Annotated in this window: 8 protein-coding genes; 7 read left to right on the plus strand and 1 reads right to left on the minus strand. The window is 59.0% G+C overall.

Going from position 1 to position 13,239, the window contains the following annotated elements; genetic code table 11:
* Window positions 1-214: 214 nt before the first annotated feature.
* The 6 genes from XX99_RS04005 (at window position 215) to rfbD (ending at window position 11,334) form a co-directional block, all read left to right on the plus strand.
* Window positions 215-4,777, plus strand: a complete 4,563-nt coding sequence (locus tag XX99_RS04005; RefSeq protein WP_231581140.1) for a choice-of-anchor D domain-containing protein — start codon at window positions 215-217, stop codon at window positions 4,775-4,777.
* A 208-nt stretch (window positions 4,778-4,985) separates the two neighbouring features.
* The gene (locus tag XX99_RS04010) at window positions 4,986-7,808 is read left to right on the plus strand and encodes an SLBB domain-containing protein (protein ID WP_184085175.1); all 2,823 of its coding nucleotides are present in this window, start codon (window positions 4,986-4,988) and stop codon (window positions 7,806-7,808) included.
* A 104-nt stretch (window positions 7,809-7,912) separates the two neighbouring features.
* A complete protein-coding gene (gene rfbB / locus XX99_RS04015) occupies window positions 7,913-8,992 on the plus strand; it encodes a dTDP-glucose 4,6-dehydratase (protein WP_184085172.1) in 1,080 nt (359 codons plus the stop codon).
* Window positions 8,989-9,879 (plus strand): glucose-1-phosphate thymidylyltransferase RfbA, encoded by an 891-nt coding sequence (gene rfbA, locus XX99_RS04020; RefSeq protein ID WP_050058123.1) that lies wholly within the window; start codon window positions 8,989-8,991, stop codon window positions 9,877-9,879. Before rfbB ends, rfbA begins: the two co-directional genes overlap by 4 nt.
* A 4-nt stretch (window positions 9,880-9,883) precedes the next feature.
* Window positions 9,884-10,429, plus strand: a complete 546-nt coding sequence (gene rfbC / locus XX99_RS04025) for a dTDP-4-dehydrorhamnose 3,5-epimerase (RefSeq protein WP_050058124.1) — start codon at window positions 9,884-9,886, stop codon at window positions 10,427-10,429.
* Entirely contained in the window at window positions 10,426-11,334 is a 909-nt protein-coding gene (gene rfbD / locus XX99_RS04030; RefSeq protein ID WP_050058125.1) for a dTDP-4-dehydrorhamnose reductase, read from the plus strand. The genes rfbC and rfbD overlap by 4 nt, the downstream gene beginning before the upstream one ends.
* A 179-nt stretch (window positions 11,335-11,513) precedes the next feature.
* Here rfbD and XX99_RS04035 read toward each other — a convergent pair whose 3' ends face one another.
* Window positions 11,514-12,254 carry a sugar transferase gene (locus XX99_RS04035; protein ID WP_050058126.1) on the minus strand — a complete coding sequence of 247 codons (741 nt, stop codon included), beginning with the start codon at window positions 12,252-12,254 and terminating at the stop codon, window positions 11,514-11,516.
* Window positions 12,255-12,899: 645 nt separating this feature from the next.
* Between XX99_RS04035 and gatC the strand changes: the two genes are divergently transcribed.
* The gene (gene gatC, locus XX99_RS04040) at window positions 12,900-13,226 is read left to right on the plus strand and encodes an Asp-tRNA(Asn)/Glu-tRNA(Gln) amidotransferase subunit GatC (RefSeq protein ID WP_050058127.1); all 327 of its coding nucleotides are present in this window, start codon (window positions 12,900-12,902) and stop codon (window positions 13,224-13,226) included.
* Window positions 13,227-13,239 lie beyond the last annotated feature (13 nt).

Consider the following 13,239-nt stretch of genomic DNA (forward strand, 5'->3'; position numbering starts at 1 on the left):
TTAGCTCAAGTCCGGTCAGCTAAAAACAGGTTGGCTTAGAAGCGGTCAGTCGCGTTGCGCTTGTTTCTTCACACCTAAGTAATCTAGCTACTCTTGTTGAACGCTCTCATAATGCTTCCGACATTTCCCAATTGAATCTGACGTAGCCCCACCCTGCGATTGCATGTCCATGTCCTCATGGCTGGCGGGGGTGGGCGGCGGAAACAGGTGCGCGGTGAGATCACTCCGGTTGTGCGTCTGCGTATGGGTCGCGTTGCTGCCAGCGGGGTGCGCTTTGTCTGCGCAGCAGTCTTCGTCCGCAATCGGAGATGCGGCGCGGCAGAAGCAGCGGACGGAGCGCTTTCTTGCTGAGCGGGGGATTGCGGGTCAAAGCAGAGCGGGTTCTGCGCAGGCTTTGGCCGCTGCTCGTGCCCGACAGGTTGTCGCCTCGTCGTTGCCCAAGGCCGAGAGTAGTGTTGCGCATCCTCATGCGAGCGCAGCGGCCGTGACGGCGCTGAGTGCAGCGTGGCAGCCGGTTGGTCCGGCGCAGGTATCGACTGCCGCTTATGGATTGGTTACCGGCAGGGTGACCAGCATTGCCGCCGATCCCGCGGATGCGACGGGGAACACGGTCTATGTGGGGAGTACGGGCGGCGGGGTCTGGAAGTCGACCAACGCCGCGGGGCCGGCCAATGCCGTTACCTTTGCGCCGCTTACGGATACGACAGGAGTCTTTGCGGGCGTGGCCGGTGTTTCGCTGAGCATCGGCGCGCTTAGCGTGCAGCCCGGCGGCACCGGGGTCATCCTCGCCGGGACGGGCGACCCCAACAATGTGACCGATTCGTATTATGGGGCGGGCATTCTGCGGTCCACAGATCACGGGATCACGTGGACGCTTCTTACGCAGACTACGACTGCTGCGAGTGGCGCTCCGGCTTTCTTTACCTTCTTCGGAAACAGCTTTGCCGGGTTTGCGTGGAGCATGACGAATCCCAGCCTGGTGGTGGCGGCGGTGTCGTCGGCTGCAGAGGGGCCGACCCAGGAATCACTGGTCAATGCGGGGATTGCAACGAGCAACATCCGCGGTCTTTATTATTCGCAGGATGCGGGTCAGAGCTGGCGGCTGAGCACAATCAGCGACGGCAGCGGCAGTCCGGTGCAGTCGGAGCAGACGGTGTTCAGCGGTCCCGGCAATGCGGCGACCTCGGTAGTGTGGAATCCGGTGCGGCAGATGTTCTATGCGGCGGTGCGCTTCCACGGATACTACCAATCGGCCGATGGGATTACCTGGACGCGGCTGGCCAATCAGCCGGGCGCAGGTTTGCCCGGGAATAGTCCGAGCGGCAACAATCTCAGCGCGCTGTATTGTCCGGCCAATCCCGGCTCGACGGGGTCGACAGGCTGTCCAATCTTTCGCGGCGCGCTGGCGGTGCAGCCGGTCACCGGCGATATGTTTTCGCTGACGGTCGACGATGCCGATTTCGACCAGGGACTTTGGCGGGATGTTTGCAGAATCACTTCAGGGGCCTGTGCGAATGCGAATATTCAATTCGCCAACCAGATTGGCGATGCTGCGCTCGAAGCCGGCTCTGGTGATGCCACGATTCCGCAGGCCGATTATGACTTGTATCTGGCCGCGGTTCCTTCGCAGGGAGACACGGTGCTGTTTGCCGGAACTCTCGATGTCTACAAGTGCAGCCTGACGGCTGGGTGCGCGTGGCTCAACACTACGAAGAATATTTCCGGGTGCGGATCCGCTATGGTCGCGCCTGCGCAGCACGCTCTGGACGCGAGTTTTGCATCGCTGGGTCTTATTTACTTCGGTAACGACGGCGGCATGTGGCGCACGACGGATCTAGTCAACGAGGGTGCAGGCGCATGTCCGGCTGACGACGCGAACCACTATGAGAATTTGAACTCCGGCCTGGGCTCGCTGGCTGAGGTGGAGAACGTTGCGCAGGATGCTACGAATTCACAGAAGATGATGGCGTCACTGGGCGCGCTGGGAACGGCGGCTCCGCAGGGGAGCCCGCCGGTGTGGCAGCAGGTTCTGGACGGCGAAGGAAACGATGCGGCGATCGATCCCGCGAATCCCCGGAACTGGTATGCGACATCGGCGTTTGGCGTATCGATTCATCTCTGCACTGCAGGATCGGGATGCGGCGAAGCTGGCTTTGGAGCGCCGGTGATCGCGGATGCCCAGGTCGACGGCGACGGCGAGGCGCAGGTTATCCCCGCGCCGTGGATTCTCGATCCGGTGAATACTGCGAACATTTTGCTTGGCACGTGCCGGGTATGGCGCGGACCGGGTAGCGGATCAGGCTGGAGCAGCGCCAGCGTGTTGAGTCCCATGCTGGACGGAGATCAGGGGCCGGTCTGCAATGGCGATGCCGAAATCCGGTCGGTTGCGGCATCGGGAGGTGGAGGGACATCTGAGCTCATCTATGCGGGGATGGCTGGGTTGTACGATGGCGGCGGACCGGCGATTGCCGGCCATCTGTTCTCGGCGTCGGTGCCGAACAAGGCCGGTCAGTCGCCCACATGGACTGATCTTGCCCAGTCGCCGGTTCTGAATGCCAGTTCTGCAGCGAATCTTTTCAATCCTGGCTCGTTCGATATCTCCAGCATCTTTGTCGATCCTCACGATCCCACGGGGCAGACGGTGTATGTCACGGTGCAGGGATTCAGCGGCAACGGCATCAACGCGGCGCAGGTCTATGCGTCGACGGATGGGGGCTCGGACTGGACGAATATCATCAGCAATCTGCCGAATGCTCCGGCGAACAGCATCGTTGTCGATCCCAACGACGCGAATACCGTTTATGTCGCGACCGACGCCGGGGTGTGGGTCACGACAGACGTGACCGATTGTCCCTCGGACAATTGCTGGACCGGCTTTGGCACGTCGCTGCCCAACGCGCCTGCGGTGCAGCTGGCGACCTTCAACGCGGGAGGAACTTCGCTGCTGCGGGTCGCGACTTATGGACGCGGGATATGGCAGATACCGCTGGTAACTGCGGGCGTCGTGTTCACGACTGCGACCGCTGCTCCGGCCGCACTGACTTTTCCGGCGCAGCAGGAAGGAACGCAGAGTGCGCCGCAGCAGGTGTTGATTGCAAATACAGGCACGGCGGCTTTGACAGTCAGCAGCTTGAATGTGAGCGGCGATTTCGAGGAGACGGATACTTGCTCGGCTCCGGTTGCGCCGGGGAATACGTGCGCCGTCAATGTGACTTTTTCTCCCACGCAGACCGGAGCGAGGAGCGGCGTTCTCACCGTCTTCGGGAATGTCTCCGGCGGGCAGCTCACGGTGTCGCTGGCGGGAACAGGCACGCCTGGTGCTGCCGTGGTGCTGACGCCCCTGCAGCTTGCCTTTCCGCAGACGCTGGTGGGGCAGACTGCGGCAGCGCTCGATGTCACCATTTCCAATACCAGCGCGGCTGCGGCCAGCTTGAGCAGCGAAGCCGTGACTGGAGATTTTGCGATCAGCGCCAACACCTGCGGCGGGGGACTCAATACCGACAGCGGATGCACGCTGGCCATCTCATTTACTCCCTCAGCTTCGGGGATTCGATCCGGCACATTGACTGTCGTCGACAGTGCAGGGACGCAAACGGCGCAGATCACCGGGGTTGGAGTTGCTCTGGCGACCGATTCGCTCTCGGCCGCGAGCCTCTCGTTCAGCGCGCAGGCGATCGGAACGGCCAGTCCGGCGCAGCTGGTCACGCTGACCAACAGCGGAGACCGGGCGCTGCAGCTGATCGCGGCGCAAGTGACCGGAGACTTCCTGGTGGTGAACAACTGCGGCACGTCGCTCTCCGGACACTCCAGCTGTGCGCTCGCTCTGCAATTCGTGCCTGCGAAAACTGGGGCGGAGCAGGGGGCGCTCACGGTGAGCGATGCAATTCGCACACAGACGGTGAGTCTGAGCGGAACGGGCCTGGCTCCGGCAGGGGTCTCGCTGACTCCGGCTTCGATCAACTTTGGGGATTTCGGGGTGGGGGGCACGCCTCCGCTGCCGGTCCAGGCCGTGACCTTATCCAATAATGGGGCGACGGCACTGACCGGCTTGAGCTTCTCGGTAAGCGGAGATTTTGCGGCCCAGCCGGGGTCGCCCGCGTGTGGGGCCAGTCTCGCTCCCGGCGGGAATTGCCAGATCAATGTGACGTTTTCTCCCCTCCAGGTGGGCGCGCGCAGCGGCACGCTAACGGTCGCTGCCGGCGGCCTGGCCAACCCGTTGCAGGTGGCGCTCTCGGGGAACGGCGTCGCCTTCACTCTTCAGGCCACCGGACCATCGTCAGAGACGATCACCAGTGGGCAGACTGCCGCTTTTCAGATCCAAATTCTGCCGGTAAACGGTTCTACGGGGACGGTGACTCTCACCTGTGCGGGAGCGCCTCCCTCTTCGATTTGCGCCGTGAATCCGGTCAGCCTGGCATTGAGTGGGACGGCAACTGCATCCGCCACGGTGACGATTGCAACGGGTCAGCCGGGGTCGACGGCAGCGGCAGCCGGTCTTCGGACATTCTTTCGCGGCTACGGACGGTTGCTGGCTCTTCTCGTCCCTTTCGGGCTGGTTGCGCTGCGCCGCCGGAGGTTCGTGATGGTATTGCTTCTCGTTCCGCTGCTTTTCCTGCCTATCAGCTGCGGTCTGGGAGCGAGTGCGGGGAGCGGCTCCGATGCAGCCTCCACGAGTGCTCCTGTGAATACAACCCCTCCGGCGACTTACACGATTACGGTAACCGGAGCAGCGCCTGGGGTGAGCAACTCGTTGCCGCTTACATTAGTGGTCGAATAGCCCGGCGAGAGGCCCCAAGGGCTTATAAATTCCACGAGGTATAGTTCTATCCCGATGAAGTTACGCCGTTAAGCATTTGCACGGGGGCCGCGACGCACTAGAATTGAGAGGACATCCGAAGGTATATCCGATACTTTCTATTCGAAGGAGCAAGATTCGCTGGTTACGCGGCAGCTTTGCAGCTATGACGCCCCGGCTTCCCCTATTTATGCGTAGGCAACTGGTTCTGGCCTTTGGCGTTCTCCTACCCCTGCTTGCGCATGGGGCTTTCGCGCAGACTTCCTCTTCTTCCGATCCGTTTTCAACCGGCACAACTTCACCGCAGGTGGACTGCACCGATCCGCTGCTGGCGAACTCCTCGACCTGCACTGACGGCAGTCAGAGTCCGAGTTCCGGATCTCAGATACAGAATTTCGGTCAGGCAGGCGCCGCGAATATACCGGGCTCCGGATCGCAGCAGATACAGGGGGCGAGGCCGCAGAATTACAACGATGCCGGGAACATTTCGGGACAGAATGGCGCGCGGGAGACGATCCTGCAGAAGCTGCCTCCGGAGCCTCTGACGGAGTTCCAGAAGTTTGTGGCTGGAACCACAGGGCAGGTGCTGCCCATCTTCGGCGCCGACCTGTTCCAGAATGCCCCTTCGACCTTCGCGCCGATGGACCAGACGCCAATACCTCCCGACTACGTGATCGGACCGGGAGACCTGTTGCGGCTCAGGCTTTGGGGCCAGGTGAACTTTACCGCAGACGTTCGCGTGGACCGGGCCGGCGAGATTTACATCCCGCAGGTCGGACCGGTGCATGTGGCCGGACTTCCCTTTCAGGCTCTCGATCAGCACGTCCGCGAGGCGGTGAGCAGGGTCTATCGCAATTTCGATCTGACCGCGGATATCGGCCAGATTCGAGCCATTCAGGTTTATGTGGTCGGGCAGGCGCATCGTCCCGGCACCTATACCGTCAGCTCTCTCAGCACTCTGGTCGATACGCTCTTCGCGAGCGGCGGCCCTTCTGTGCAAGGTTCGCTGCGTCACATTTATCTGAAGCGCGGCGGGAAGACGGTTGTTGATTTCGATCTCTATGACCTGCTGGTAAGCGGCGATAAATCGAAGGACACGAAGCTGGAGTCGGGAGATATCCTCTTCATTCCCGCGGCGGGTCCCGAGATCGCTTTGACGGGCAGCGTGCGGAAGCCGGGCATCTACGAATTGCGTGATGACACGAGCATGCAGCAGATCCTGACCGCAGCCGGCGGCGCTTCCACTGTCGCCGCGGAATCACGCATCTCGATTGAACGCATTCAAGACCATCAGGACCGTACGGCCATGGAGGTCGCTTTCGATGCGACCGGCCTGGCGACTGCGCTTCGCGGCGGCGATATTATTCGCGTGCTCTCCATCGTGCCGATGTATCAGAAGACGGTTACGCTGCGGGGAAACACCGCCAATCCCGGCCGTTTTGCCTGGCACGCGGGCATGCATGTCGCCGACCTGATTCCGGATCGCGAATCGCTGCTTACGCGCGACTATTGGTGGCGTCGCACGCAGCTTGGACTTCCCGCGCCTGATTTCGAACCGGTTCCGTACCTGGCCGCGCAGAGCCAGCCGACGAACCCGGTGGACCTGCGCTTCCGCGCGCAATCATTCCCGCGGCGCTGCCTGGCGACGACGATAAACGGAACGATCGATAGCAACGCGAACGGTCCTACAAATGGATCGCAAAATGGGACGGTCAATGGATATAACAATCTGGTTCCCTGCTATCCCGCGTACAGCAGCAATCCAACGTCTGCCAATAACAACAATAACAACGGCTACGGCGGCAATCCGAACGACCTGAGCCAATCGTCTCAGCAGAATCCGCAGTTCCCTTTCGACAATCAAGGAGTGCAGCAGCCGGGGGGATATTTCCCGGACCAAAGCTCGCAGCAGCAACAGCAGCAGCAGGGGACCTACTCGCCGAACGCGAATCAACAGGCCGGGAGTGGGACGCTGGCCGATCGCGACAGCGGTCTGGTCACCCAAAATACTGCGGCCGCACGAGGCCCGCGCACGACGGTGCAGTTGTCTGCTCCGGAAATCGATTGGGACTACGCGGTCATCGAGCGGCTCGACCCGGAGACACTCAAGACATCGTTGATTACTTTCGACCTCGGCAAGCTCGTAATGCAGCACGATGCAGGTCAGAACATCGAACTGCAGGCCGGGGATGTCATCAGCGTTTTCTCGCAGGCAGATATTCATGTGCCGATCGGACAGCAGACAAAGTTTGTCCGCCTGGAAGGCGAGTTCCTCCATTCCGGCACTTACAGCGTGCAGCCTGGAGAAACCTTGCGGCAGCTGGTGGAGCGCGCTGGCGGGATGACCGGCGATGCCTATCTCTACGGCTCGCAGTTCACCCGCGAGAGGACGCGTATGGCTCAGCAGCAGAGGATCGACGAATACGTCCAATCTCTGCAGTTGCAGATTGTGCGGGGCACGCTGGCGCAGTCTTCGTCCGCCGTATCCTCGGCCCAGGATCTTGCCGCGGCGAATTCCGCCTTGGCTAGCGAGCGGGAGCTGATCAGCAAGCTACAGCAGATCAAGGCGACCGGCCGAATGGTTCTGGAGGTGAAGCCGGATAGCGCCGGGATCGACAGCCTTCCGGATCTTCCGCTCGAAGATGGCGACCGGTTCATCGTTCCCTCGGTGCCTGCGAGCGTCAACGTGGTCGGGTCTGTCTATGACCAGAACTCATTCATCTTTCACAACGGCCGGCGCGTGGAGGATTATCTCCACCTGGCGGGCGGACCTGATCGGAATGCGGATCGCAAGCGCGTCTTCGTGATTCGCGCCGATGGCTCGGTCCTGAGCCGGCAGGCGGCCAGCGGTGTCTGGGGAAACACCTTCGATTCCGTTCGCCTCAATCCGGGAGACACGATCGTGATGCCCGAAAAGACGTTCGGTGCATCCTCACTGCGCGGCTTCCTGGAGTTCTCGCAGCTCTTCTCGTCGCTGGCATTCGGTGCAGCGGCAATCAGTATTCTCCAATAATCGAGTGGGGGCGGGAATACTTTAGTGCCATACAGGTTCTAACTAAGGTGTGAGACTGTAGAGGCGTACGGATTGCAGCGGGCGGCGAAGAGCGGGGAGTGGGGATGAACGACATAATCATAGTGACCGGCGGCGCTGGATTCATCGGCTCCAACTTTGTTCTGAGCTGGATTGCGAATACTTCGTCTGAAGTCGTCAATCTTGATGCTTTGACCTACGCCGGCAACCGGAAGAATCTGTTATCGCTCGATCGCGATTCGAGGCACTCGCTGGTCAAGGGAGACATCCGGGATACAGCTCTGGTGACCTCGCTTTTCCGGACGCACAAGCCGCGCGCGATCGTCCACTTCGCGGCGGAGAGCCACGTCGATCGATCCATCACCGGTCCCGATGCGTTTGTGCAGACGAACGTGGTCGGGACATTCTCGCTGCTTCAAGCAGCAAAGACCTATTGGGAAACGCTGGACGCCGACGAGAAGAGCAAATTCCGCTTCCTGCACGTATCCACCGACGAAGTCTACGGCACGCTGAAGCCGGAAGATCCGGCGTTCAGCGAGACTACCGCCTATGCGCCGAATAGCCCTTACGCGGCGTCGAAAGCCGCGTCCGATCATTTTGTCCGCGCTTATTTTCATACTTACGGTCTGCCGGTTCTGACTACGAACTGTTCAAACAACTACGGTCCTTATCAGTTTCCCGAGAAGCTGATTCCGCTCATGATTCTCAATGCGCTGGAAGGCAAAGCTCTCCCGGTCTATGGCGATGGGCTGAATGTCCGGGATTGGCTTTACGTGGAGGACCATTGCTCGGCGATTCGCGCGGTGCTCGAAAAAGGACGGCTGGGCGAGACCTACAACATCGGTGGTTCGAGCGAACGCACCAACATCGAAGTGGTCCATGCGATCTGCGACATTCTCGATGAGCTGCAGCCGAATAAAGCACTGGGAAGCCGTCGCAATCTGATCTCCTACGTTCAGGATCGCCCGGGCCATGATCGCCGCTATGCGATCGATGCGCGCAAGATTGCCAGCGAACTGAGCTGGCAACCGCAGCAGCAATTCGAAGGCGGCATCCGGAAGACCGTGGAGTGGTTTCTGCAGAACATGGACTGGGTGAATGATGTCCGCTCCGGTGCTTATCAACAGTGGATCGAATTGAATTACGCGGAGCGTCTCTCGCTATGAAGGGAATCATTCTGGCCGGCGGTTCCGGCACTCGGCTTTATCCTGTCACGCATGTCGTATCGAAGCAGCTTCTTCCGGTCTACGACAAGCCGATGATTTACTACCCGCTGAGCACGCTGATGCTGGCGGGGATTCGCGAGATCCTGATTATCTCGACGCCGCAGGACACCGGGCGTTTCGCGGAGTTGTTGGGCGACGGCAGCCGTTGGGGAATCGATCTTCGCTATGCCGTCCAGGCAAGCCCGGATGGACTGGCTCAGGCCTTCCTTATCGGGAAAGACTTTATCGGCGATGATGAATGCGCGCTGGTTTTGGGCGACAACATCTTCTACGGCCAGTCGTTGTCGGCGCAGTTGAAGAAGGCGGCGACCAAGACCGAGGGCGCAACCGTCTTCGCGTACCAGGTGCATGATCCCGAGCGATATGGCGTTGTTGAATTCGATGAGTCCGGACGTGCGGTGAGTCTTGAAGAAAAACCGTCCGCACCGAAGTCGCGATTCGCGGTCACCGGTCTGTACTTTTACGACAATCAAGTCGTATCCATCGCATCGGCGTTGAAGCCATCGCCTCGTGGCGAACTCGAGATCACCGACGTCAACCGGCACTACCTGACTGCGGGCTCGCTCACCGTGGAGGTGATGAGCCGCGGCATGGCATGGCTCGATACCGGCACGCACGATTCTCTCTTCGAGGCTGGAATGTTCATTCAAACTATCGAGAAGAGGCAGGGGCTTAAGATCGCCTGTCCCGAAGAGATTGCCTATCGCTACGGCTATATCTCGAGAACAGAGCTTGAGAACTTAGCCGGACCCATTCGCAAAAGCGGGTATGGCCAATACTTGCTTACCATCCTCGGCGATGCGCGCCTTTCTCCGGAAGTGATTTAGGTCCATGAAAGTTACAGAAACAGCCATCCCAGGGGTTCTTATCTTCACGCCGAGAGTGTTCAGCGATTCGCGCGGAGCATTTTGCGAGACGTACAACGAACGCGTAATGAAAGAGGCCGGACTGCCGGCGGTGTGGCCTCAGGATAATTTTTCGATCTCGACTAAGAACGTCGTGCGGGGACTTCACTATCAGGTCACGCAGCCGCAGGGCAAGCTGGTGCGCGCGGTGTACGGCGCGGTGCTGGACGTTGCGGTCGACTTGCGGCGCAGCTCTCCTACCTTCGGAGCGCATGTTGCGGTGGAGTTGTCGGAGTCGAACGGCGCGATGCTGTGGATTCCTCCCGGCTTCGGTCATGGGTTTGCGGTTCTTACTGAGAAGGCCGGCTTCGCATATAAAGTGACCGACTACTATTCCCCTGCAGGTGAGCGCACGTTGCTGTGGAACGATCCGAAGGTCGGCATCCAATGGCCGGTCTCCGAGCGGGACGCTGTTGTTTCCGAAAAGGATCAGCAAGGCCGCACTCTGGATGAGGCCGAGGTCTTCGCGTGACAGCGGATGCAGGCAGATCGCCCAAGCGAATTCTGATTCTCGGTGCGAACGGACAGCTGGGGATTGAGCTCCAGCGAAGCTTTGCAGGACGCGACGAGATTACTGCACTGGGACGTGACCGCTGCGATCTTGCCGATCTCGGCCAAGTGCGGCGAGTTGTAGCAGAGGCGAAGCCCGAAATTATATTGAATGCCGCGGCGTATACGGCGGTGGACCGCGCGGAATCCGAACCGGAGCTGGCGCAGAGGGTGAACGGCGAAGCTGCGGGTGTTCTCGCCGAAGAGGCGCGCAAGCTGTCCGCTTTACTGATCCACTACTCGACGGATTACGTCTTCGACGGCTCGAAGAGCGGCGCGTGGGTGGAAGAGGATGAGACTGGTCCTCTGAATGTTTACGGGGCGAGCAAGCTTGCCGGCGAACGCAGCATTGCTGAAGCTGGCGGGAGATATCTCATCTTCCGCACCAGCTGGGTGTTCAGCGCGCACGGTCATAATTTTCTGCGCACCATGCTGCGATTGGGCGCAGAGCGCGATCAATTGAAGATCGTGAGCGATCAGATCGGGTCGCCTACCTCTACTTTTGCGATAGCATCCGCAACCCGGCAAGTGATCGATCGGGTGACTTCGGATGCGGCCGAGAGTGCAGATCGTTCGGGCGTTTATCACATGACCTGTGCCGGCCAAACCAGCTGGTGCGGATTTGCAGAAGCCATTTTCCAACGGGCCCGTAAAGAAGACGGCGGGAAGTGGGCATCGGTTACCGGCATCGCGAGCGCGGAGTACCCGACGCCAGCGCGCAGGCCGGCAAACTCTGTTCTCTCCAATGAAAAGCTTCAGTTGAAGTTCGGTGTCGTGCTTCCGTCCTGGGAAGACGCGCTGGAGCGCACGCTGAAAGGCATTGCGTAGGTTTGGATCTGGTGCATCGATTTAATTCAAGACGGTCAAAAAAATATCCCTCAGAGGCTCAAGCCCGCGAGGGATTTTTTTGCAGCACGGGAGAAGTTGTGCCCTGATGCGAAGCTAAATGCTCTTTAGATTGGGGAGTGCCGGACATCAATTGCCGCGCAGAGGCACGACAATCGATATCAGTAGGCGCCTTCGCGTTGCATCATGACGAAGATGGTTTTCAAGAGGATCTTGAGTTCCATCCACAGGCTCCAGCGGTTGACGTACTGCACATCCAGCAGCACCCGCTCTTCGTAGGTCAGATCGCAGCGTCCCGATACCTGCCAGAGGCCGGTGATTCCGGGCATCGCGTAGGAGAACACCTGAAAGTACATTCCGTACTTGGGCCGTTCCTTGTCGACGATGGGACGGGGTCCGACAACGCTCATTTCGCCGGCGAGCACATTGATGATTTGCGGGATTTCGTCGAGGCTGGTGCGGCGCAGGAATTTGCCGATCGGAGTGACCCGCGGGTCGTCCTTCAACTTGTGCGCATCCGCCCATTCGCGTCTCGCATCTGGATTGGTGCTGAGATGATGCTCGAGCAGGTGATCGCTATCTTTGTACATGGTTCGGAATTTCCAGACATAAAGAGGCTGCTGGAATTGACCAATGCGCCGATGACGATAGAGTGCCGATCCCTTGGAAGTGATCCGGATGGCCGCCGCGATCAGCAACCCGAGAGGCAGCACGAGTGGCAGAGTTAGGAAGACAATGACCAGATCGATCAGAGGCTTCACTGCGCGGTAGCTGAAAGAGGCAATGGGAAGGTTCGCAGGAACAGCACGCAGCTGCGACTCCGGCACGCCGGTATAGTCGCCAGCGTGGACGTGTCCCTCATTGTAAGCAATCTCAGTATTGAAGAATTCTGGTGTAGCCATGCACTTGAAATATTCCGAATCTTAAAGTGTGAATTCAAACGTCATGCTCGGCCGAGCCAGGAACAACAGACGCCGAGCCGCTATCGGGATTGATTCAGGTCTATTTTTTTCCGGTCAACATGAGGCTACAAGCCTAATTATAAGCATGGCGTCGATGAATATGCGATAGCGAGTCTGCAATTAAGTGCCTTATGAATCTTAACTTCGGGGTCACGAGCGTTTTTTCTCTTTCCGTTTGTTCCACCTTAATAACTAACGAAATAGAAGGAGAAATCCCTTTTCGACTCGTGATTTAATTCTGCGTATATCAACAGACCCGCGATTTTTTACTCAATGAGATTCATCTTTACGTCTTCAGCTTCCGGGCTACCATTCGAGCACTGAATCGGGTCGACGCTTCGGAAACGCCCTGTTCAGCATCGAATTTGTACTATCGGCCAGAACCGTCACTTGCTAGCGTCCTCATTGGTTCCATCCTAATGACGCTCGTTCACCGATTTGTAACTATCGCATATATTTTTTGTCTCTTGATGGTGACTGGTTCCCCCAATCTGTTTATAGATGCAGGAACCCGAACCGATGGATAGTGTCGCTCTATAATCGAAAATCAAGCAGAACGTTAAAATCCAAGATGTGGGCAGAATTATGAGCAATTCCGGTGATGGCGTGGCTGTCGAGGATGTGAGGCGCATCGCCGAGCTTTCTCATCTGCAGTTGAATCCGCAAGAAGAAGCAGGAATGCTGCGCGACTTGAACGCAATCCTGGGCTATGTTGCGCAGTTGAATGAGCTAGATACTTCCGCGATCGCGCCTATGGCGCAGGTGGCCGAAATCCTTGACCTGGAGGGCGTTGTGGAAGCGCATCTTCGTGAGGATAAAGCCGGTTCTTGCCTTGAGCGCAGCTCTGTAATGATATCTGCGCCGGATTCTGACGGGATATTCTTCAAGGTACCCAAGGTGATTGAGCGCTAACTGGCAGCAGGAC

It is taken from the genome of Silvibacterium bohemicum, from assembly GCF_001006305.1.
GTDB classification, from domain to species: Bacteria; Acidobacteriota; Terriglobia; order Terriglobales; family Acidobacteriaceae; genus Silvibacterium; species Silvibacterium bohemicum.